Source organism: Paenibacillus alvei DSM 29 (genome assembly GCF_000293805.1).
Lineage (GTDB): Bacteria > Bacillota > Bacilli > Paenibacillales > Paenibacillaceae > Paenibacillus_B > Paenibacillus_B alvei.
On the sequence record NZ_AMBZ01000005.1, the window covers coordinates 278,128 to 302,198 of the forward strand.

The 24,071-nt window shown below is 38.7% G+C and carries 22 protein-coding genes and 1 pseudogene; 2 read left to right on the forward strand and 21 right to left on the reverse strand.

The genetic code is table 11. The features are described from left to right. Window positions 1-203: 203 nt before the first annotated feature. Window positions 204-1,754, forward strand: a complete 1,551-nt coding sequence (locus tag PAV_RS18145) for an NBR1-Ig-like domain-containing protein (protein WP_005548799.1) — start codon at window positions 204-206, stop codon at window positions 1,752-1,754. Window positions 1,755-1,840: 86 nt separating this feature from the next. On the opposite strand, the gene PAV_RS18150 is transcribed toward PAV_RS18145, so the two are convergent. The 7 genes from PAV_RS18150 to PAV_RS18180 all read right to left on the reverse strand — a co-directional run bounded on the left by PAV_RS18150 (window position 1,841) and on the right by PAV_RS18180 (window position 12,317). Continuing rightward, entirely contained in the window at window positions 1,841-3,541 is a 1,701-nt protein-coding gene (locus PAV_RS18150; protein ID WP_005548800.1) for an RHS repeat domain-containing protein, read from the reverse strand. 435 nt (window positions 3,542-3,976) lie between these two features. Continuing rightward, window positions 3,977-5,908, reverse strand: coding sequence for an RHS repeat domain-containing protein (locus PAV_RS18155; protein WP_005548804.1), 1,932 nt, complete (start codon window positions 5,906-5,908; stop codon window positions 3,977-3,979). Between the two features lie 148 nt (window positions 5,909-6,056). Then, window positions 6,057-6,365 carry a hypothetical protein gene (locus PAV_RS18160; protein ID WP_005548806.1) on the reverse strand — a complete coding sequence of 103 codons (309 nt, stop codon included), beginning with the start codon at window positions 6,363-6,365 and terminating at the stop codon, window positions 6,057-6,059. Window positions 6,366-6,412: 47 nt separating this feature from the next. Then, window positions 6,413-7,612 carry a hypothetical protein gene (locus tag PAV_RS18165; RefSeq protein WP_005548808.1) on the reverse strand — a complete coding sequence of 400 codons (1,200 nt, stop codon included), beginning with the start codon at window positions 7,610-7,612 and terminating at the stop codon, window positions 6,413-6,415. A 492-nt stretch (window positions 7,613-8,104) separates the two neighbouring features. Beyond that, window positions 8,105-10,531, reverse strand: a complete 2,427-nt coding sequence (locus tag PAV_RS18170) for a LamG domain-containing protein (RefSeq protein ID WP_005548809.1) — start codon at window positions 10,529-10,531, stop codon at window positions 8,105-8,107. 306 nt (window positions 10,532-10,837) lie between these two features. Further along, window positions 10,838-11,371, reverse strand: a complete 534-nt coding sequence (locus PAV_RS18175) for a hypothetical protein (RefSeq protein WP_005548810.1) — start codon at window positions 11,369-11,371, stop codon at window positions 10,838-10,840. Between the two features lie 412 nt (window positions 11,372-11,783). Then, a complete protein-coding gene (locus PAV_RS18180) occupies window positions 11,784-12,317 on the reverse strand; it encodes a hypothetical protein (RefSeq protein ID WP_005548811.1) in 534 nt (177 codons plus the stop codon). Between the two features lie 159 nt (window positions 12,318-12,476). Between PAV_RS18180 and PAV_RS18185 the strand changes: the two genes are divergently transcribed. Further along, the gene (locus PAV_RS18185; RefSeq protein WP_005543483.1) at window positions 12,477-13,631 is read left to right on the forward strand and encodes an IS4 family transposase; all 1,155 of its coding nucleotides are present in this window, start codon (window positions 12,477-12,479) and stop codon (window positions 13,629-13,631) included. Between the two features lie 181 nt (window positions 13,632-13,812). On the opposite strand, the gene PAV_RS18190 is transcribed toward PAV_RS18185, so the two are convergent. The 14 genes and pseudogenes from PAV_RS18190 to PAV_RS18255 form a co-directional block, all read right to left on the reverse strand. Next, window positions 13,813-14,190 (reverse strand): Tle-like phospholipase domain-containing protein, encoded by a 378-nt coding sequence (locus tag PAV_RS18190; RefSeq protein ID WP_476638846.1) that lies wholly within the window; start codon window positions 14,188-14,190, stop codon window positions 13,813-13,815. A gap of 684 nt (window positions 14,191-14,874) precedes the next feature. Beyond that, window positions 14,875-15,273 (reverse strand): DUF4279 domain-containing protein, encoded by a 399-nt coding sequence (locus tag PAV_RS18195; RefSeq protein ID WP_005548816.1) that lies wholly within the window; start codon window positions 15,271-15,273, stop codon window positions 14,875-14,877. A gap of 16 nt (window positions 15,274-15,289) precedes the next feature. Continuing rightward, window positions 15,290-15,535: a hypothetical protein gene (locus PAV_RS18200; RefSeq protein ID WP_005548818.1), complete on the reverse strand. Its 246-nt coding sequence runs from the start codon at window positions 15,533-15,535 to the stop codon at window positions 15,290-15,292. Between the two features lie 309 nt (window positions 15,536-15,844). Continuing rightward, window positions 15,845-16,114, reverse strand: a pseudogene (locus PAV_RS37690) (RHS repeat-associated core domain-containing protein); the annotation flags it as partial. Window positions 16,115-16,474: 360 nt separating this feature from the next. After that, on the reverse strand, window positions 16,475-16,936 hold the full coding sequence (locus PAV_RS18210; protein ID WP_005548821.1) for a hypothetical protein: 462 nt from the start codon (window positions 16,934-16,936) through the stop codon (window positions 16,475-16,477). Window positions 16,937-17,926: 990 nt separating this feature from the next. Further along, a complete protein-coding gene (locus PAV_RS18215) occupies window positions 17,927-18,418 on the reverse strand; it encodes a hypothetical protein (protein WP_238555857.1) in 492 nt (163 codons plus the stop codon). A gap of 6 nt (window positions 18,419-18,424) precedes the next feature. Beyond that, window positions 18,425-19,369 carry an RHS repeat-associated core domain-containing protein gene (locus tag PAV_RS36320; RefSeq protein WP_005548824.1) on the reverse strand — a complete coding sequence of 315 codons (945 nt, stop codon included), beginning with the start codon at window positions 19,367-19,369 and terminating at the stop codon, window positions 18,425-18,427. 236 nt (window positions 19,370-19,605) lie between these two features. After that, the gene (locus tag PAV_RS18225) at window positions 19,606-20,160 is read right to left on the reverse strand and encodes a hypothetical protein (protein ID WP_005548826.1); all 555 of its coding nucleotides are present in this window, start codon (window positions 20,158-20,160) and stop codon (window positions 19,606-19,608) included. Window position 20,161: 1 nt separating this feature from the next. Continuing rightward, complete coding sequence (locus PAV_RS18230) at window positions 20,162-21,142, reverse strand: wall-associated protein WapA (protein WP_005548828.1); 981 nt, start codon at window positions 21,140-21,142, stop codon at window positions 20,162-20,164. A 169-nt stretch (window positions 21,143-21,311) separates the two neighbouring features. Next, on the reverse strand, window positions 21,312-21,614 hold the full coding sequence (locus PAV_RS18235) for a hypothetical protein (RefSeq protein WP_005548834.1): 303 nt from the start codon (window positions 21,612-21,614) through the stop codon (window positions 21,312-21,314). A gap of 14 nt (window positions 21,615-21,628) precedes the next feature. After that, window positions 21,629-22,321 (reverse strand): wall-associated protein WapA, encoded by a 693-nt coding sequence (locus PAV_RS35645; protein WP_005548836.1) that lies wholly within the window; start codon window positions 22,319-22,321, stop codon window positions 21,629-21,631. Then, window positions 22,264-22,500, reverse strand: a complete 237-nt coding sequence (locus PAV_RS36325) for a hypothetical protein (RefSeq protein WP_005548838.1) — start codon at window positions 22,498-22,500, stop codon at window positions 22,264-22,266. Before PAV_RS36325 ends, PAV_RS35645 begins: the two co-directional genes overlap by 58 nt. A gap of 26 nt (window positions 22,501-22,526) precedes the next feature. Beyond that, window positions 22,527-22,808: a hypothetical protein gene (locus tag PAV_RS36330; protein WP_005548840.1), complete on the reverse strand. Its 282-nt coding sequence runs from the start codon at window positions 22,806-22,808 to the stop codon at window positions 22,527-22,529. Between the two features lie 611 nt (window positions 22,809-23,419). Beyond that, window positions 23,420-23,968 carry a hypothetical protein gene (locus PAV_RS18255; protein ID WP_005548844.1) on the reverse strand — a complete coding sequence of 183 codons (549 nt, stop codon included), beginning with the start codon at window positions 23,966-23,968 and terminating at the stop codon, window positions 23,420-23,422. Window positions 23,969-24,071: the final 103 nt, after the last annotated feature.

Sequence of the window (24,071 nt, forward strand, 5' to 3'; positions counted from 1 at the left end):
TTTTGAAAGCAAAATTCACCGCTTTCCCCCTGATCTGTTCCAAGTATCTAATATATTTCCTTTAAGACTTATTTAACAGTTATTATTCCCCACAATTAGTAAGGAAAAAATGGAATATATTCAATTCCACTCTTTCCAATAGTCATATTAAAATTTACAATGACTATACGTACTAACTATATATAGGGGGATCTAATGTACTGATGATCAAATTTTCTAAAATGGCTATCGCTTTTCTTTTATTATTTGCTTGTCTTATCCCAAATGCGATGGCGGACAATGAACAGAGGCGTATCCTGAGCAATACCTTCGAAAGCCACGATAACGATAGCCTTGGGATGGTGACGGCATATAGTGCCAATGTCGGCGGATACAATTCAACGGTACCACCAGAGGCCTCTACTGTGAATGGAGAAATGGGAGTTCAACCTCATAGTGGAGTTGGATATTATCGAGTCACTGGCGAAGACAAAAGTAATTCGGAGAACAGCTTCATTTACTTCAAGTTGTATACTAATTTGAACATAAGTATCCACGAAGGAATGAGATTATCCTATTGGGTCTATCACTACCAGCACACACAAAGTAAAAGAATGGCAATTGATCTGGTATTTGAGGATGGCTCTACTTTACGAGATAGCGGCATTTCGGATACAAGAGGGCAGCGAATCCACCCTGCATTTCGGAATGATCCATTAAATCAGTGGGTTCAAGTCGAAGTTGATTTAACTCCACAAACAGGAAAAACAATTAAAGAAGTGCTTGTCGCCTATGACGACTACGAAGCTTCAGAGACCGGGTATTTCAGAAGCTATTTTGACGATCTCAGTATCGTGACTGCCCAAGACTTAAACGCAAAAATCGTTGCAAACACTATTCCGGATACAATGATCCCAGGCTCTTCGCAAGAAGTTTCTGTTACTGTCAAGAACATAGGCAAGAAGGTATGGTCGGAAGCAGCAGCCGTTCGCCTTGGGGCGGTTGACGATAGTGATCCATTTGCCATTGGCAGACACGTCATTCCTAACGGCGGCACCGTAAAATACGGCGATACCGTGACGTTTACTTTCAATATGGTCGCTCCAGCATATGAAGGAGTATTGGTCACCGACTGGCGAATGGTTCAGGATGGTGTTGCATGGTTTGGCGACATGATCAAAAAGGAAGTCAAAGTAGCTCACGTCCCTAAGCCCATTATTGCAAATCATAATTATACATATAACTCGGCAAATCAGCTGCTAGATGCACTGCATACAGATTACCGAATCGAATATGCCTATGACACCAACAGGAACCTGCTTAAAAAAATGAAAACAAGTAACTTGCTTCCGAACGCAAGCTTTGAGAAGGGGTCTTATTTCTGGAATTTCAGCCCTACTATGGCCGTTTCAGGTCAATTATCGCATAATGGCTCACACAGTATTCGCTTTTACTCGGATTCGCCCGTACTCGGTACTTCCAGCGACAGCTACTTCATTCCGGTTAAACCAAATACTGACTATGAGCTTCAAGCTAACATTTACAACAACTTGAAGCAAGGAAGCTTCTATGTGGACACCTATGAATTCGATAATCAAAACATCGGTGTATATGATGGGGATGCAGCACTGGTTTCTCAGCGAGGACAGTGGGGACAAGCTTCTGTTAAGATTCGCACGAAGCCGAATACGACAAAAATAATTGTACGGGTTGTTGCCGATTCAGGTGCCGTCGGAGAAGCTTTTGCCGATGCAATTTCACTTGTAAAGACATAATGCCAAACAACAGTCTGGTTACAGAAACTTGAAGAAGGATGGTCCGTGACCATCCTTCTTTTTCTTGATTTACTGCATGACTTATTTCATCTATCTCTTGTTTTATTTTTGCGTTGAAAAATGGCGGAGTCTATGGTTACTGTCCCGGAGGCTTTGTCTTCTAGTGCTAAAAGATTAAAATGGATTCTAGCCCGCACCGTATGAGTTGGTGGCTTTACTTGTATCTGAACACTCTTCCAGCTCGTATTATCACTGTACTCGAATGGAGTTCCATTTCCTATAAAATTATTATTAACGTCAAAATAGTGCATGATGACCTGAACCCTAGCCTTACTTAGATTTGTAATTGCAATTTGACAACCTAATGTATAAAGCTGACCACCTGTTACTGCTACGTCTTGGAAGAATGTATGCATTCCGCCTTTGGGCATATTGGAGGTGATCATTTGCTGTGCATGCTTACCGCTATACACTGGCGAGGATACTACTCGATAACTGGCTGTTACCCCTTCAGATTCCCAATTCCCCCAGCCATCTGCGACTCCATTCGTTCTTGTATTTGTTTCAAATCCGGGGTTGATTAATAAATTACTCTGCTCTCCTTTTTGGAAAGCTACGGAGTCCACCGTTACGATTCCAGACGCATTGTTGTCAACCGCCATGATATAAAAATGAACTCTGGTACGTACTGTCTTGACCACAGGTCGCACTTGTTCATTAATGCTTAACCAGCCCGTGTTCCCACTATATTCAAATGGCATCTCACTCCCTATAAAATTATTGTTTACGTCAAAATAATGCATAACGACCTGAACTTTGGCTTTGCTTAAATATGCTGTCGCAATTTGAGTACTTAGTGTATAAGGTTGACCGCCTGTTACTGCTACGTCTTGGAAGAATGTATTTATTCCATTTTCAGGCATATTAGAGATAGCCATTTGCTGCGCTTGCTTACCACTTGACACTGGCGAGGCTACTACTCGATAATTGGCCGTCACCCCCACAGACTCCCAATTTCCCCAGCCATCTGCGACTCCACCTGTTCTTGTATTCGTCTCAAAACCAGAGTTAAATAGTAAATTACTCCGGTCACCTTTTTGGAAAGCTACGGAATCCACCGTTACGATTCCTGATGCTTCGCTGTCTAATGCTGTAATGGTAAAATGAAGTCTGGCTCGCACTGTCTTGGATACAGGTCGTACCTGTTCATTTATACTCAGCCAGCTTACGTTTCCTCCATATTCAAACACTGTCGTGCTTCCTATGAATCTGTCGTCCTTATCAAAATAATGCATGTTAACCATTAATTTTGCTTTGTTTAGGTTGGCTATTGCAATCTGACTACTTAATGTATAGGACTCGCTATCACTTACGGATATGTCTTGAAAAAAATTAGCTGCCCCATCTTTAGGCATGTTGGAAATACTCATTTGTTGAGCTTGCTTACCACTTGATACAGGTGAAGTTACAACTTGATAATTTGCTTTTACACCTGCGGATTGCCAATCCCCCCAGTTATCTACGACTCCACTCTTTCCCGTATAGATTTCAAATCCGGAGTTCATCAACATATTAAAGTTTTTCTGCAGTAGATTCCCATTTTCATCATATTGATATTCAACTACGGTTCCATCCGCTAGCTTCGTATTCACTAGCCGCCCGGAACTATCATAAACATTTACCGCCGTCTTCTCTACAGCATATCCGTTAGTAGGACTGACAACAAATAATATAATACTTATTAGAACGAATATAAGCATGAATTTCGATGTTCTAAAACTTAGCATATTCTAAATTCTCCTTTTCCCTATTTGTAAAACCCAAATACTATTCGTAGTACTCTTCGTCAGAAGAATAACATTCTTGAACTCTTCTCCCTGATTTACAATACACCTGGTGTTATCTTATTTGATTGATCCTAGTGTGATATGTACTTGCAAGATAACTTGAAAAATGATTTTTAAATTCATCATCCCGTTTTATGGAAATAATAATGTTCCGATGTTATTACCGGGCAAAGCTTTTGTTAATTTCCCCATGTGTGCCTTGGCTGTTTCGATAGTATCTCTCTCAATTATTAAAGCTTCAAGAACAGAAACAACCATATCTAAGAGAGTCACGAAGCAAAGAAGGCCCATGAGTTCATGTGCCTTCTTTGTTCCTTTTCCTTTAATTTAGTTGTTCTGTTCATCAAGTACAATAAAATCCGCCATCCGCCTGCCTTATTCCATATCAATAACACTTAACATATTCCCATTCTTATCGTAACGATAGTACTTATGTCTGCCATTAACCCCATTCCAATGTATCAATCGACCATTCTTATCATACACGTATTCATCCAAAACCCTTGTTTTGTTTACTCTTATGCTTTTTAATTCAACAGCATGTTTTCCGCACCAGTAAACTCTGAATTCCAGTGCGTGCCCCGGGTGTTCATTCCGGAATTGAATATTCAAATCTTGAAAATGATTGATAATAAACTGCTCTTGATATACATTTTTTTGCTGAATAATCTCTCCTGTATCAGCATCGTATATCTCTAATCTTAGAACAGGCTCTTTGCTCTCACTGCTATTCTTTAATTTCATCGACCAAGTGCTTACCCATGTTCCAATTTCCATACCTTTTTCATACGGCCCGAAACTCATATGTCCTAATTGATCCTGTTGAGGCTCTACAACCCATACATTCTCAATAAGCTTTCCTGTTCTATGCCCCATTGCCGGATCAGACATATTCCACACTTTCCCGAATGAACTTGGATACGTTCCCTTCATTTGAAGGTTCTTCATTTTGATAAATGCATTGCCATACCAATAGGTGCGGAACTCCAATCGGTGACTTGGGTTTACATGGACGAATCTTAAATTAAAACTTTTGTATTCAAACGGACGCTCAAATTCTTGCCGTACAATCTCACGGAAGGATAGGATCTCATCGGCATCAACATCGAACACCTCTAAACGAACTACCTTTGCGTGATCTGCCGAACGATTGTCGATCATTAATGGCCAACTGATTTCCCATGATCCTACTGGTACATCTTTCACGTAGGGCCCAAAAGTCAAAAATTCTTCGCTGTCTTGCTGCGTATTCGCTGACCAGCCCTCTTCATCTAATCTACCCGTTCTGTGCCCAATCATAGGGTCTGATAAACTCCATGTTTTCTTATAGATTATATTTGTAGATTTGCCTATGGATATGTCTTTAGCTGTAACCTTGGCTAAGCCGTACCAATAAATTCTGAACTCTAATCGGCGATCCGTTGAGACATTGTCAAAAAGCAGCTCGAAATACTGCGTTACATTAGAATAAAGAAGTTGCTGCCTCGTCACTTCGCGTGACGATAAAATCTCATCTGCATCAGGATCATAGATTTCCAAGCGAACTATTTTCGCATTATCTGCAGAGTTGTTATCGATTATCAATGGGAAGCTTACCTTCCATGCTCCTAACGGAAGATTATTCATATAAGGACCAAAGCTTAAAAAACCTTCCTTATCCTGCTGTATATTGGCTGACCAACCCTCTCCGTCTGCTCTGCCAATTCTATGGCCAAGTGCAGGATCAGACATCTTCCATGATTTCACCAAATTCAACTCTGCTACTTGGTGGACTGTCACTTGATTCACTTGTAACGTAGTCTCCCCGTGCCAGAAAACCCTAAACTCCAATCGCTGCTTTGGTTTCGTTTTCATAAACGTTAAATAAAAATCCTGATAGCTCTGAGATTTAGAAAACTGATAGCTTGTAAGCTCTTGAAAAGCCAATACCTCATTAGAGTCCGGATCATAAACTTCTAAGCGAGCAATTTTAGAGGAAACATTTAAACTACCAAACATCTTCAGTGACCACGTTGCAGTCCATTCTCCTATATCGAGATCTTCTACATAAGGTCCAAAAACTAAAAAACCTGACTTATCTTCAGGAGCTATGGCTATCCATTCATCTCCTTGTGCTTTACCGGTACGATGTCCGATATTCGGAGAAAGCATGCCCCATTTTCTTGCCTTATCATTCGTCGAACCTAACTCAATTTCGTGTTTAGAAGACTCTTTGGCATCTGCTGAATGCTGTATTATCAAAGCCATCGCGACTAATAAACAAGTACAAACAATACATTTTACGATCATATGAATATGACGCAGCATTAATAGTAACCATCCTTTTTTGTGACGTTTTCCTCTCCCTCATGCTATCCTGAGATACAATTCCTCATTTATTCATTACGTTCACAAGCATTAAGGTAAAGGAAAAAGAGTTTAATTACACCTCAAGCTCTCCATCTGACATCATATATTAGTAATAATTAATATCTGCTCTTCGTCTAAGAACGTTACCGTTCGAGTCATAGAAGTACTGAATCGATTTAGTTGGAGTAGCTTGCTTCAATAATCGTCCGTTCTGATCATATTGATAAGGAGCCAGATCGATACGAATATCATCTATAGAGATAGCGCCACCATTTTGAATTCCCCATATTAAATAGTAGTTTTCTTTCTCTCCTGTCGTGAATACAACCGTTTTCCTGCTCGTTTCTCCCTTTTGCCCAGACCAGGTTGTCCAGCCTGTGTCAGCAGCAACGTCATTATCCGTACTTCGTGCCAAAAAGTAGTAATATCCATGGGGAGCTTCTATTGCTTTGTACGAAAACGTTACGGAATAGGTTGTATTTTATCAAAACGGATTAATGACGGCTCAGTATATGCAAACTCCGCCCAAGTTGCTAAGCGCGGCGAAGAAAGATAAGCGGAGTAATTACCGCTGATTACCTTATCCGGATCATTTGTGATCGTTCCGGAGCCAGCCCGAAAAAAAGTTCCCTCGAACGTCCCCTTTTCAAATGATTCGGCCTTCTTTTTGATATAAATATCGTCTATCGACAACGCTCCTCCCCGTCGAATCCCCCAAATCAAATAATAATTGTTTTTGTTTCCTGTCGTGAACGTAAACGTCTTCGTCCCTTTTTCTCCTGTCCTAGGGTTCCAGGCTGTCCAGCCCGCATCAGCAGCAACATCATTATCCGTACTTCGAGCCAAGAAATAATAGGCACCAGTATTAAACTTATCTGGAGCCTCTATAGCTTTATATGAAAAGGTAACCTCATAAGCTGTATTCTTCTCGAACTTAACTAGATCAGTATCGGTATATGCAAATTCACTCCATTCCTGTTCCTTCGAGGAGGTTAAGTATGCCGAATAATTGCCATTAACGACTTTAGCGGGATCATTCGTTATACTTCCTGAAACCGCCTGAAAGAAAGTCCCCTTATATGTTCCTTGTTCAAATGACTCATTTACTTTCTTCACATGAATATCATCGATAGATAAACCTCCACCGCAATGAATCCCCCAAATCAAGTAATAATTATCTTTACTCCCTGTGGTAAATACAAATGTCTTAGTACCTTTTTCCCCGGTTTTTGCATTCCATGTTGTCCACCCTGTATCTGCAGAGGCTTCATTGTCTGTGCTTCGTGCTAAAAAATAGTAGAGTCCGTTATTTTCCTGATTAGGGGCTTCAACAGCTTTGTACGAAAAGGTAACCGCATAGGTAGTATTCTTTTCAAATTGAACTTGCTGTGTATCCGTATATGTAAATTCGCTCCATTCTCTCGTCGGTGGAGAGTATAAGTACGCCGAATAATTGCCATTAACGACCTTATCAGCTTCATTCGTAATGATTCCTGCTCCTGCGGTGAATTTTGTATCTGCATATCTGCCTCGTTCAAAGTCTTCCTTTGACAAAAACTCTTTCTCTATGAAACTAGCATTAACCGTGCTTGAGATCATAAGTAAAAAGCTTACCATGATCATAACAAAGATGAGTAACTTACCTTTAACAGCCTTGATCATCTTAATCCCCTTTTAACAATAATCTCATCTTTACATTCTAACGTGAATTTACCGCAAAAAGTCCTATATCTAAAATAGCTTATTCTTTCCCCAGGTAAGAATACATGAAAATTCCGTCATTATTTTGGGTAGAACTATTCTTTCAAATTCCCCATTGTTTTTTTCGCAAACTACCAGAGAATATCCATCCATATTTTCCTGAACATAAAGTGCAAATGAATAATGCTATAGATTGACTTATTATCAAGTCTCTCATCGTATATATCTTCTGGATAATATGTTACAGCACCTAAAATAAATGTACCTCCGACTCTAAAGTTAATTCCCATAACGATGCATTCTTTTGTTACTATTGTAGTGGAAATGCTTTAAATACGTGCCTATTTTAGGTGATCTACCAGTTTGTCCAGCATCCAAACGACAACACGCCCCAACAATTAATATGTAATCAAATATTGGAGCGTGCTTTATTATGTTCCTCAAAGATGCTGACTATTTATTTTGGAACCAAGATTTAGCTTTCCAAGTCTCAATCAACCCGGATTCCTTGCCTGAAATCACCTTATACATGTTAGCCTGCACTTCAGATGGTAAAAGCCTATAATTCCAAATTCTCATCTCACCAAGCTTACCAGCAAAGCGATATAGGCTCTTGTCGCTGCTTCCTGATATGAACGCCGATGGAGTTGCCCCAACTGAATACGTTGTCTTCCCCTTAACCGCTGCTATGTTCTGCTTTACACCATTTATATACAATTCGTTATCTGTTGCATTAGGCACTCCGTTATAGAAAGTCGCAGCTACATGCACCCACTTGTCCTTTAACTGATCCGATGGTATACCAATGATATTACTCTCGCCCGTATTAAAACCAAAATAGCCATCTGCAATCCAGAGCGAATAGTTCGTATTCCACGAAAACGGCATCACAGAATTGGTTCCATCCCATTTCATCCAGAACTCTACTGTATGTTTAGCCCCCACTGCTTGATTTACCTTAATATTATGTAAAGAAACTTGGTTGTTACTCGTAAAATGAAGAGCCTCATTTGGCTTAAATCCATCATCCAATTTCCAATACCCTGCAAGTCCCGCTTCTGTTCCTGTAAATACCTTATACATATTAGCCTGTACTTGTGCTTGGGTAAGTGGATAATTCCATACTCTCAATTCACCTAGCATACCGTCGAATCGATACCAACTAGCATGTTCGTTTCCAGATATAAACGCCGATGAGGTTGCTGCGACTGCATATGTCGCCTTTCCTTTCACTTCGGTTATATTCTGCTTTACGCCATTAATATACAATTCATTATCTGTCGTATTAGGTACCCCGTTATAGAAGACTGCTGTAACATGCACCCATTTATCTTTTAACTGATCCGATGGTATACCAATGATATTGCTTTCACCCGTATTAAATCCAAAATAGCCGTCTGCGATCCAGAGTGAATAGTTCGTGTTCCACGAGAACGGCATGACAGAATTAGTTCCGTCCCATTTCATCCAGAACTCTACCGTATTTTTGGCGCCAGCCGATTGATTTACTTCGACGCTATTAATTTTAATTTGATTCGTTCCGTTACATTGCAGAGATGAATTCAATTGAGGTACTTCGCTTAACTTCCAATATCCTGCTAATCCTTCTTCCATTCCTGAAAGCATCTTATACATATTAGCCTTTATCTCTGGTTGCGTTAGCGGATAACTCCACACCCGCATTTCTCCAAGTTTACCGCCAAATCGGTATAAATCACTATCTCCACTTCCTGATATAAACGCGGACGTCGTCGCTGCTACAGAGTAGGTCGTATTTCCTTTGACTGCGGCTACATTTTGCTTTACACCATTAATATATAATTCATTATCTACCGTGTTCGGTATACCGTTATAGAAAGTTGCAGCTACGTGCACCCAGCGATTACGTAAATTGGCCGATGATATGCCTATAATGTTGCTTTCACCAGTGTTAAATCCAAAATATCCATCCGCAAGCCAAAGTGAATAATTAGAGTTCCATGAAAATGGCATCACAGAATTGGTTCCATCCCAATACATCCAAAATTCAACTGTATTTTTAGCACCAGCTTTGTTATTAACCAAAATATTATTCAACTTTAATCGTTCTTTTCCCTTGAAATCTTTACCATCAGGAACACGACCCAACTTTCTATGCTCCACCAGTCCAGGCTCTCTTGACAACAATACTTGATTTCTATTCGTCTGTATCTCCTCTTGGGACAATGGATAATTCCATATTCGTACTTCGCCTATTTTACCGCTAAATCGGTACAGGCTCTTATCGCTGTTTCCTGATATGAACGCTGATTGGGTTACCGAAACTGGATACGTTGTCTTCCCCTTAACCATTGCTATGTCCTGCTTTACGCCATTGATATACAATTCATTATCGTCCGCATTAGGTACTCCATTATAAAAAGTCGCCGCTACGTGTACCCATTGATTAACTAAATTTGCTGAAGAAATCCCAATAATATTACTTTCACCCGTATTAAATCCAAAATATCCATCTGCAAACCAAAGTGCATAATGGGTATTCCATGAAAATGGCATGACAGAATTAGTACCATCCCATTTCATCCAAAACTCCACTGTATTTTTAGCACCCGGTGTTTGATTTACCGCTACATTTTGCATTACACTCTGATCACTCCCCTTAAAATGGAGAGTAGATAGCTTATGCGTTATGTTCCCGTTGTTATCGTATACGTAGTCTATACTTTGTCTAGTAGTGGATTGAACATCATTTAACCGTCCAGACCCATCGTATGAATACTTACTTTCACCATTTGCTGAAAATGCTTGGACGTTACCAATCTGTAATACCATAGCGCAAATAAACAAGATTGCACACATCATCAAAATGATGCGTTTATTCCGCCGTGCTAACCAACTCATCCTTATTCTCACCTTTCTAATCCAACTTCGCTGCTGCTTTATTACTCTATTATGGATTCTCGTGTTGCACCAGTTAATTTATGTTATTGTTAGCGTAAATACAAATAAGACATGAGCTACAGTCCACTAAATCCACAGACGATCTTATACGGTATTGATGAGGGTTAGGTTCTTTCAGGACATGCCGCCGATTCATTCGACACTGGGTGGAGCATCCACTAAAGAAAAAACCACAATACGAGTTATTCGCATTGTGGCTCACTTCAAATAAGGACTGAAAATGTAATTTTTATTTTATTTGGATGCTTAAAAACTATTCTTTATGGGTTGAGTATAATCCCAACTTATTAAGTTAATTTTGTATTGTTCAAGTAATTGATCTGCAAGAATTAATCGAGTACTAGTTATGCGATCATTTTTCTCAATTATCAGACCATTAGGAAAACTAGAATCATGCTCCAATGTGGTATCTAAATCCCCCATATAGTATTCAGCACTACCTGGATAGTAAATGATCCTTTTCGTATCATCCACTTTTAGCAATATTATTTCTTCATTTTTACTAGCCAATCGTTCATTCCATTTGCGAAATTTTCCTCGGCCTTCATCTGAACCAATACCATCAAATTCGCATATTAAAGTGTCTTCGACAACCTTCCGTTGCCCATTAATTTCATACTCTAGACGAAACGGAAATTCTCCGTACGTAATTCTCGGGCTTGGTGGACTAGGCCCTAATTGAATCCCAATATAAATGAAAAGCCATGGCAAAGTAATGTACACAAGGACAGCAAGTAGAATCAATGGAATACCTACTATCATTAACATTTTAATTTTCAATTAATATCCCGCCTCCGTCAAAGCACTTTTGACTGAATCCATTTTGAACCATTCGGTGTGACAAAACATACTCTGTGTTTAGTTTTTCCATCCACCAAAAAGTGATTTTTATTATAATCCTTTTTCGTTGCACTATGTATGTGCTGTGCCATGATGCTGTTAGGGATATTCCCCGTTGGATCAATATATTTTAGCGGATTGTTCTTCACATACACAAATAAAATTTAAACTTAACGGTTTCCTAAACTCCCCATCATATGTATCCCCGTAATAATCGTCCGATCGTACCATCTTGCGCGCAATATTCATTTTACATGTTACCATTCTGAGGATTAGTGCTGTAAAATGCAGAACAACCTATAACCGTTTTATCGAGATTAGTTATAGGCTGTGTGCTTAAATTACATCTTATTTACTTTGCGGATTCAATAAATGTATTCTTGATTGGTGGACTTGACTCCCAGCTTATTAGTTTAATATGATATTTTTCAAACAATTCATCCGCTCGAATTACCCTAGTGCTTCCAATATCCTTCTCTATGATTATTGCATTAGGGAACAAGGGATTGTATTGTCTATATTCCTTTAAATCCCCCATATAATAATTTGCACTTCCTTCTGAGTAAACTATTTCGCTGTTGTTATTAATTTTCAACAAAGTAATATTTTTATTTCCACTTACATACCGCTGCTTCCATTTTCTATGCTTACCTTGCCCTTCATCCATTCCAACCCCATCATACTCACAAATGACCGTATCTTGAATAACCTTTCTTTCCCCATTTATTTCATAGACTAACTTGAAAGGAAATTCCCCATAGGTGATTTCTGGACGAGGAGGATCTGGTTGAAGTAGCAGTCCAATATATATTAGAGCCCACGGTAGTGCTACAATACAGAACACTAAAGCAACTAATACGATTAGAATAACTTGTGTTTTTTTCATTTATATCATTCCAATAGCGTTGCATTAAATTTCAGACCTAATTACAAATTCTAAATTGTACTAAAAATGTTAAATTATCGACGTCCATTCAAAGAAAAAATCTCCATAATTAGGGGAGCAGGTAGTCCTGTCCAAATCCCTAATCATAGGAGATCGTACATGGACAAGGATACACTACTTTCATCATTTGGTAAATGGGTCGCACCACTAAATGCACAAATCATTTCAGATTGGACGGATAAAACCGGCGAAGATAAGTACGTTAAAAAGCTGCATTCACTGGCCTATCTCTTGATCTTTATGGATGCACAGCTGCAGCAGCGAGACTGTTTACGAACTATCGTTACTGAATTGCAGTGTAACGAAGCGTTCCAGAAAGAACTTGGAATTACGTCCATAAGCACCTCACAGCTATCAAGGAAAAACAACAAGCTTTCCAGTGAGGTTTTGCAAAGCATATTTGCGGATCTGGTCTTGAAAATCAGCGAGCACAGCCGTCCTGCTTCAGGGCGAATCGGCACAGTAAAATTGCTAGATTCCACGACGATGAGCCTATGTTTAAGTAAATACAAATGGGCAACGTACCGAAAAACAAAATCCGGTGTCAAACTTCATTTGCGAGTAACCTTTTGCGATCCGGACACGGTTTATCCAGAAAAGGCAGTGCTTACACCTGCGAAGCCTGCGGATCGTACTCAAATGGATGCTCTTATTGATGAAACCGGAGCCACCTATGTGTTCGATCGCGGCTATGTCGATTACAAGAAGTATGATCATTACTGCAGGGAAGGCATTTTTTTCGTAACTCGTTTGAAGAACAACGCGGTCGTGGAGACGCTCTCCGAATTTCCAGTAGCCGAAAACTCCTTGATCCATCGGGATCAAATGGTTCGAATCGGTAAAGGAAAGAAACAGATGGAAGAGGCATTGCGACTTGTAGAAACGACCGATTTAAAGGGTAAGCTGATCCGCATCATTAGCAATCGCTTTGATTTAACAGCAGAAGAGATCAGTGAGCTGTATCGCAATCGTTGGAAGATAGAAACATTCTTCCGTTGGGTTAAACAGCATCTGAAGCTGACGCGTTTCTATGGAGAGCAAGAGAACGCGGTATGGAATCAGATCCTCATTTGTTTGATCGCATATAGCCTTCAGCTCTTGATGAAAATGGAGCTTGGTACAACGAAGAGCTTATTAGATCTACATCGACTACTTATCTCAATGCTGTATCAGCCCTGGGAAACGTTCAGAGAAGCTGTTTTTCGGAAGCCTGCTCGCACTTCCAAAGGTCGGCAGAAAGTCGTAAAGACCTAAGATTCAGGAAAATAGTTCCTTGAAATGATAGATATTACCAAATGGGCGCGGCTACTTGCTTTCATAGAACCCTTAACTTTTTGGCTTATATGAAAGCAAGAAAACTGTAAATTATTTTATCTGCAACAATATCTTTCCTTTAATATTTGCAGTGGGATTCTTTTATGCAACGCTATTGATATCATTCCTTTAATGCATTTATTACAGAACCCATAGAATGATTCTCGATTGAATTTTCTATGTTTTTCTTAAAATTCCAAATGTTCCACCTACCTAATGGGTACTGGCTACGTAAATAATGCACTGCTCCACCTGGAGTATCAACTGCACCAAAAAGTTCATTTAATATTTCACCATTAACAACATATGCATTAATTTTCGCAGTATATACTTGATAATAAAGACCCACTTTAGTATTTACAAAAGTGCTTAACTTGGCTCGATTAAATAATATAGCATTTTTGTTTGTGACAATTGCATTGGCCGCTGCTTCTGCACCTCCTTTCGAGTGTCCTACCATTGTTACTTCACTGTTTTTATGACTACTTATAAATTTAATTTAGAAGCCATTTCAATTAATCTTTCAAGTCAGAAGATTCTCCAAAAGGTTGAGCAATGTTATTAATCCAATCAATAACTTTAGTAGGTATTGTACCTTTATTTACTAAAGTATATTCAACCTTACCATTACCCTTTCTTGAATATATCCCCATTTTCAATCCTTAACTATTACTCATAATACCATCTAATATCCAATCATTAATTACTACGTTCTTCACATTATCTTGTGTTGCTCCGTAAATATGATCCGCAATTACTGCTGCTTCCATCACACCGTTGGAATATGTTCACTTGAGTCAAAATATATCAATGGATATTCGATAAAAAGGACGATGACCGTCTTCTAAATCCCTCCCAACATTAGTATATAGGTATTTGCATCAAAACACGGTGGTATCTATGACAATGGGGGCGGATTTTTCATAAAGGGGATATTATTAAACCTTTATACGTGTGTGCAATTATATTGGAAAAATATCATACGGGGTTGATGAGTGTTAGGTTCTTTCTAGACATGCCGCCCGATTCATTTGGCACTGGCTGGGACAATAAAAAAGACCTTGAAGGGATCAAAAATCCCAACAAGGTTTTACAATGGATAATTCCCATCAATTTCAATGCATCATGTTGCTTACTGTCTATCGACTTTTTATCGCCACTAATTTAACTTTATACATGCTGATTAACTATCGACGCCACCAAATGATAGAATGTGAATTTGCAACCCCAATTCAAGTTCTGCAATCGACTTAAGAATTTCCGGTGCTATATCGATTCCCATCTGCGCGTAATCTGATCTTAAATAGCAATTGAGGGACACGTCATACCTACTTTTTAATGAACTCAATTCATGACTTACATTGGATAGATGTCCTGCAATGCTCTCTAATGCTTTGTTAAGCGGACAAGTATTGGTTATTTGAATCTCAAATATCCAAACATCATAAAGTGCCTTTCTCTTACTTGTGAGAAAATCTCCTTTTCGGACAACAGATGTTGGTGTCAGATTTAGCTTACCTAATAAGTCAAAATCAAGGTTTGTAGAACTAATATTTAATGAACAATTACCTGTAATACTCATATAACCTCCACAGATTCTACTTTTTCGTCATGCTTTTTAATTCATTGGCAAATTCGAGAAGATCATCCCAACTAAAATTATCGTTTACTTTCATATTAAATTCTTTCTTTAGTTGATGAATGTACTCACCAAACTTATTCCTATCAACCCCTACCCTTTTTGCAGCATCATTAACCATCTTTAAGTCCTTTTTAGCTGCAAACATCTGTAAATCCAATTTTAGTAAATACTCTGTAGTCTGATCAACGCTTTTCTTACCCATTGTCTTTGCAGCTAACTTAGCTACACCTTTTTAGGCAAGTGCAAAAGTACCATCAAAAACATAAAATAGTGGATCATCTAGTAATGGTACTTCTTTATCATTACCAAATAACAGCTCATTGTACATATCTTTCGTAAGAAATTTATAGATTATTCCGTCTTTAAAGAAGTTTGTTCTGTCTACCCTAGATTCATAATTCAGTCTAAGATAATTTGCTGCATCATGGGCAGATTGCATCATAAGCAGGTTCTTTTCTTTCTGCCCAACAGAAAAGATAGATTGATACCTAAGTAGCGCTTCTTTATCTCCAACAGAAAACTCAATATGACCTGTTGGATCGAGATATTTTAAAGTATTATTTTTTACATACGTGTACAAATTCAAACTTAAAGGACTTCCTATATCCCCTTCATACGTATCCTCATTGATAAACCGTCCTACACTTGGATCATACCATCTTGCCCGCAAATATTGCAGACTCGTTGCTGCATCCCAGTATTCGCCCGAGTAGCGGAAAATATTTGGAACCTTCTCTTCTTGAACCAACGGATTGCCCCAGATATCGTACGTATAGCGGTTGTTTTATAGTCTCTGAATAACAAAAAATACGGGAGAAAACGAAAATAAGGTAATTAGAGCAAAACATGATGGCATCTGATGATTATAAGATTTTATAAGAGATAAAAATGGACGTAGAGGGGGGGATATTTTTCAACTCATTATATGTACGCACAACCATATTAGATAAATATTATATGAGGTTGATTAGGGTTAGGTTCTTTTGGGACATGCCGCCCGATCATTCGGCACTGTGGTCGGCATCCGCCAAAGAAAAAACCACAATACGATGGTGAACTGTAACCCGTAAGATGGACACTTGAAAAAAGTGACCTCTTACGGGTTACAGTTCAATGTTGCACTCGTATGTGGCTTTGAGTATCATTTGATTATTATCTTTTCAAATTCTATATACAATGTTGCACCCGATGAGAATAATATCTCATGTGATAATAATTTCCCATCTACGACAAGTAATTCGGACGCTATGCAATCGTGAATACCTAAAAAATCTATACCACTATTATCACCAATATAACTAAATTTAATAGTTTTCACTCGTTTATAATATATAGTTTGATTCGTCTTACCAGCAAAAACTAATGTTATATTAAGTGGATGCGTTCCTCTTGCACTATCCTCAACCTCTAGTTTTTGGAACCTCAAATCGTGCAAACTATTCTCGCTCACAGCCTTCCAAACCTTTTTTGAAACTCTCTCCTTTATCAAAAACAGTTCATTTTCATAATGCTGGAGCGCTTCAATCCATAATGCATTTATTTTTTTGTCCTCTTCGCTCCCTAAACTCACTTCTTTGAAAAATACTTCTTTAAAATATTTCATTTGTATCCTCCAATTACGGAACTAATGCAGGTCTTGGTATTCTAATAGGAATATTTATTGAACCACTCGGCACATTTATTCTAACACCATTTAAATAATACAAAAATTTTCCCTTGTAATCATTTATATCAATCATTCCGGTTTCATACATCATTTTAAAACTTAAATAATCCGATTGCGTACTAAAGTATACTACTTCACTTTCACTAGGATAGTAAGCGAGAAACGGATTATTCGGTACATACGTATACAAATTCAATCTCAGATACAGCGCTATGTTCATTTAGGATTTGCCGACCGATTCATTCGGCACTGGGTGGGGCATCCACCAAAGAAAAAACCACAATACGATAGCAAGCCGCATTGTGGTTAAACAAAATTATTACTATTGGAGACTAATTTAAAGATTTATTAACATCCTTATTCATCACTATAACTGTTTATCGCCATCTGTACCTTCTTTTAATTTATATACCTTTGGGGTAACAAAATAAGATAAAAATACAAATAACAAAATAAAAATTACTGTGATTATGAACAATAGAAACTTAGTAACAACGATTGTTTACTTCATCCATAATGTATTTTTCTAGTTTATCACCGTAGAAAGCATCCAGATAATAACTCAAAAATATACCAGTAATAAAACTAGTGTAAAAATAAACTTGTCTTTTCCAAGGCCATACATACAATTGTGAACATTTACATTTATGCGCCTTCCATTGACCACTAAAAATTAGCCATTTCAATGGAATCGGATTATTACATTGAAAGCATCTTAATTTTCGCAATTAGATAATCTATCCTCCTCTCATTTATCGTTTTGTAATTTAGATTCAATTGTAGTGACATTTAGTTTTTTCCAAATGAGTTTTTGATGTCTACTTTACCTGACGGGGTATTGGTTGAATGAATGATGATTTCATTTAACACCCAGGTAGCGGCAAATAAATAAAGACCTCGAGGAAGCAAACCTCAAGGTCAAATAGTTTAAATTTCGACAATCATCAACCCATCCAAATATGACTCTATTGAAGAAATATCAAGCCATGGTGATTCATTCTCTCTAACTGAATAGAAACGTATAACAATGTCCTCACCATCATAAGAAAGTATGAGGCAAAAACTTCTTTGTGTATTGAATTTTCTGTAGAGAACAGCCGTCCATACATCGAGTATTTTTATTGCAATTTTGAATATTTGACTAGGTTGAAAAACTTCATCAAACATCTCATTTAGGTGAATATGATTGTAATCTGCTTCAAACGCTGTTCTATCTGTTATAAATTGATTTGGTGAAAAATGATTTGGTAATTCAACATTCCTTTCTTGTTTCAGGAGGACACAACCATCCCACTCAATAAAAGCCGGAAAAATAATGTTCTCAATGCCATTGATATCAATATTACAATTAATTGCTTGTAATTCTGTATTTACTAATTCATCAAGGTACTTTTGCATCTTAGAATTTATTTTCAACATCTCACCTCATTTTCGAACATAAGGACTTTCACCAAGATACTGCGTTAGTCCCACATTTAATTTCTTAACAAAATCAGGGTCGTTAAGCATATTATTAACACTTTTGGGAGCAAGATTTCCTTTAGAGTCTACGAATGCTCCTTTTTGTGAGTCAAACAAATACTTCTTGTTGTTGGCATCTTGGTAGTGAATCTGTCCAGGTCGTTGCCCGGGATTAGGGTTTTCAACATCAATTCTTGCTTTACTACCTTGTGCTTTCCAGACAGTTTTACTGGTAACCTGCGCCCCATTTGCCCCGAACATCCCCTTTGTTTGTCCTAACCCAAAAGCCATAGACCCACCTAGAGCAGCAGCCTCTAGAAGAGATGCCATCTGCCATTCATCATACTTATCTAGCAGTTGGCCTCTTGCCCATTCAGCATTCCCCTTACTATTTTCATATGGACTTGTCTGAGTCAGCAACCCAAATAAATACTTAAATCGATTATTATTCGAATCATCAAATACAGCTTGGAATTTTGATCCGAGATAGGATCTATAGTTCCAATAATCCGGATTTTTTGAAGTTATCTGCATTGCTTCATCAATTACATATTGAATTTCTAAAAGTTGATACGATTCATATCTATGTCCACTTGGATCCCAATATATTAGCGGATTATTCTGTACATAGGTATATAGGTTTAATGTCAGTGGATTACCTAGTTCCCCTTCATACGTATCCTCATTAATAAACCGCCCGATACTTGGATCATACCATCTTGCGCGCAAATATTGCAGATTCGTCGCTGCATCCCAGTATTCGCCCGAGTAGCGGAAAATGTTTGGAACCTGCTCCTCCTGAACCAATGGATTGACCCAGATGTCGTACGTATAGCGGTTCAGTACATTGCCTTGCGCATCCCGAATCTCAGTAATGTCGCCGTGCCCGTTGGATACGTAGTATTGCATGCCTTGTCCTGGTACCTGACGAGCCAGCAGCTTGCCGTTCGAGTCGTGGACATACGCTGCAGTAATTGTAACGCTGCCGTTTCCTTCTACCTTGCCTTCAGCTACGATTTTCGTTCGATCATATGGGGACGATGAAGGTTAAGTTCTTTCGGGACATGCCGACCGATTCGTTCGGCACTGGGTGGGTGGAGTTAAAGAAAGACCTCAAGGAATCTCATCCTTGAGGTCAGAAATCATTATGAAAATTGTTTTAGAAATTCATTCACCCAGTCAATGTTGGAATTATACTCTCTTTGATTATGCTCCCAGTACTCAATAAATTTTTGTTTGCAAGTCACATGCTTGGGGTATAAACTCTGAACCTGTTCTATCAACTCTGTACTACCACCCAACACAGCATGCCCTTCGTGAGAAATAATTACTCCCCAATTGCCGTAAGTAGAATAAATTGCGTTTTCAATTACAATAGGGATATCTGTATAATCCTCGAATGTTGATGAAGTTGCGCCCACCCAGTGACTATGTTCGTAAGACCCACTGGATAATGACTTGGAAAAGCAGTCACCTTCAATTTCGGAAATAAAGAAGTCATCTTCCCCAAAGTGGCTGATTGCTTGACGAAGAATATTAAACTGCTCTTCTTGAAGGTAGTACCCATCAGTAGGAAACAAAAGTAACTTAGCTTTGATATTATCAGTAAAGCAATTGTCAAAGGGGTCTTTATTCTTGAATACCTTAACAAAATTAAGTTCGAGATTTTTAATGGCTTCAATTTCAGTAATCTTTTTCATATCAATCCTCCAAAAACTTGATTTTCCGAACTCCACTTATTCCTTTCACGTCGATTGTCGGAGGGCCAGATTTAGAAGATGCACGATAGGTAAAGGTAACCTTATTTGCATCTTTCCCGACAAAAACTCCCGGTGAAACTTCTTTATAGCTACTAACCTGCTCTTTAAAGAAACCAAAAGCATCATTAGCATTTCCAGTAATTCTCTTAATGTCTTTTTGGTCGGCCTTTCCTAATTTCTTCAAGTCATCCGCACTAAACTTGCCCCAACAATTAGTATTGTGAACCCATATACCAAGGTCACTCACGAAATAAGTATGGAAACCGTCAACCCTCAGGTTATAAACTTTTGCTTGCCTACGCTCCAATTTAATGCTGTCTGCCTTGAGTGTATTCCCATCACTCTGAACAAGCAAGTCTCCGACCCTTAGGTCTTTGACATACGTCCATCCTTTACCTTCCACCCAAAACGGATGATTATAGGTCGATTCAATGACTTGGTCGCCCACATGGATTTGGTAAATCTCATCCGCCTCATGGTTAAATGTAGCAGTAATCTCTTTATAAGCTACTTCGTTAGTCTCTTCATTCTTGGAAAGAACCTTATCTCCGACTTCAAGGTCTTCGATATTCTTCTCCACTCCGTCTGTTAAAACCTTGGTATCCGCTGTGAAGCAGTTACATCCGCCAATCGCTCTTCCCTTTCCACCAACTTCTCTAGCTTTTCCTATGCCCCCGATTACTGGCCCCAATGAAGCCAAAGCTTCCGCAAAGGAGATTTCCTGATGCCATTTACTGTAATCCTTGGCTAACTCCGCTCTTGCCCAGTCCGCATTTCCTGCACTATTCTTGTATGCACTTGTTTGCGTTAATAAACCAAACAAATAATTAAAACGATTAGTATCATATACATCTGCATACTCTCGACTTAACAAGTCATAAGCGTATGAATATGCTCTACTTTCGGTAGATGTTATCTTCATGATTGCTGCTGCGAGAAGCATTTTGTATGTGCGTACAGGGGTATCAGAGGAATATCATACGGGGGGATGAGGGTTAGGTTCTTTCGGGGCTTACCGCCCGATTCATTCGGCACTGGGGGGGTAAAAGAAAGACCTTGAGGATTGCCGCCCTCAAGGTCTCTGATAATTACTAATTTGAATCTCGATAGTTTCCTGCCATTTTTTTTACTAACTCATGGATTTGGTCAATATGCCAAATATAGTCTGAGTATTTCAAGTGCAGTTGTAGCAGGGTTTCAACCGTTTCATCTACTGAAAGCAAATTACTGTTTTCAAGTTTGGATAAGGTATCCCCCAGTTCAGTAATCATTACCTGGAAATCCTTCAAATTAGTATCTTGCTCATTTAATTCTTCCTGAGTGATTACTTTCACTCGACATGAATCATTTATACGGGAAAGGATGTTATATGTCCTGAATAATTCGTCTTGCATATATTTCCTCCTTTTTAAGGAATTCTTCGCCCTTCTTTTAATGCCGCTTCCGTCTTTTTAGCATTAAACGAGCCATCCAAATTCAACACTGCTTTAACTTTTCCTCGACTATCGAAAACTTCCATGTGGTCACGATGTAATGTATCTAAATAATATTGGTCACCTTTCTTCAAATAATAATTACCTGTTTTCCCAGTAACCTCGTAAACCGATGCACCTTTAACCATATTACTTGTTTTTCGCGAAAGATTCTTTAACGAAGAACCAAAATCAAGTCTAAAGAACTCCGACATATTATTGGCTTTAAGAATCTCACAGTTATGCACCCATATCCCAAGATTCGAAACAAAGTATGAATTAAAGTCTGCAACTTCAAAATTATAAACCGTTGCTTCTCTTGGCTCTTTTTCAATCTTATCTACCGCCAGTTTAGAACCATCGCTCGAAACAAGCAAGTCGCCAACCTTCAAGTCTTTAACAAACGTCCATCCCTTACCATCCAACCAAAACGGATGCTCACCCGTAACCTCGATGATTTCATCCCCGATGTGGACGTAATAAATTTCGTCAGCTTGTTTTTGGAACAACCCCACGACCTCTTTATACGCCACTTCTCCTGTTTCGTCAGACTTGGCAAGTACTTTATCCCCTACCTCGATTTCCTCGATAGGTTTCTCCCCTTCGTCCCTGCGGTAAAGCAATTGCATTTTGCAAGTACTTTTTCAGCAGCTTTACTAACTTTAGATCCAACTTTACCTGCTTTTAATACTTTTCCCCAAGGCAGAAATGATGCTACAGTCAGGGCTTTTTCATTCAGAGAGCCATCAGGATTTAAAAGCGTATTTACATCATCAAGTATTAAAAAGTTGGCTCCTGCAACTAACAATGTTTTACCTGCTTCGACCTGTGCTTTTAGAATCGTCTTGCATTGCCCCAAATGTCGTACGTATAGCGGTTCAGTACATTGCCTTGGGCATCCCGGATTTCGGTAATGTCGCCGTGCCCGTTGGATACGTAGTACTGCATGCCTTGTCCTGGAACTTGTCGTGCCAATAGCATGCCGTTCAAATCATGGACATAGGATGCGGTAATGGTGATGCTGCCGTTGCCTTCTACTTTTCCTTCTGCCACTATCTTTGCTCTGTCGTCATAGTAATAACGGGTCGTCACACCGTTTTCGGTGCGTTCTACCATGAGGTTATCCCCGTTATAGCGTTAGCTGACTGCCTTGCCGTCCAAAGTTGTCTAGTTTGGTGTTGACAGTCCAAAGCTTTCATTTGCACCATATACACTAGAGGTGACAGTCATATTGGATGATGGGTTCGAAGACTTAGGAGAGTCTTGTGCTGAGGTAATAGATATGCTTGTGAACAATAGCGTAGGATATGTAAACTGGTCGTCACCAGATTTCTATTACACTATAATCATCGAGGTATATCGTTGGTTGCTCATCCTTCATATGGCCAAAGAACGTCTCCATGGACGCATTGTCCCAGCAGTTTCCCTTACGAGACATCGACTGTTTAAACCCAGCTTCGGCGATAAGGAGCCTCTCCTGCTTAGTTAGCGTGCACTGCTGCGAGCTTAAAGGCTAGATGTTCCTCCCCGATACGCGGCTTACGTTCGGATTGGAATCCAACAGCCTGATCTCCGTTTCAGTACATCCTGTTCTAGTTTTTCTCATGATGTTCATTCCCCGTGTATTCTTGATAGTATGATTAAAACACAAAACCCGTAAGAGGTCACTTTTTTCAAGTGTCCATCTTTTACGGGTTACAGTTCAAGCTAACATATGGTTTCTAATCTCATAATTTTGCTTCTTTAAACCAAACACTCAAAGATGTTATATTATCATCCAAAACGCATTCTTCACTAAATGCTTCAAGTCCAGTTACTCTCCAGTCACTACAAAACCTGATAAGAACGTCTCTTATTTCATCTATTGAATTTATACTCAGAGGAATTTCAACATTAACAATAAAACAGTCATCAATCTTAAAATATTCTGTGACTCCCAACAGATTGAAATCTAATGTTGCATGTTTAATAATTGTTTTAACTTTATTAGTAGCATCGATATTAGATACACCGCTAATATAGAAGCTGCAATTTAACGTTTTTTGTTTGCTATCATGCTCAGCATGAATGAAATGAACATTTATATCGACTCTGTCAATTGAGGTATTGAATTTACTCGCATGTACCGATGAGAAGCTCCATACATATTTATTGCATAACGTTTTAAGAATCTCTTTTGCCATATTTATATCGGTAATCTCATGCTTTGTTTGTAAATCTAAAGTAGTCATATAATACATCGAGTTGTTTTCGTTCTTTTTATCATTAGCAACCATAGTCCCAGACTTCACAAATGACGATTGAAGTGCCTTTATAATTTTTTTGAAACCTGTTTTGTCTGTTCTTTCAATGTGGTATTTACTCGATAGTTTAGAATTA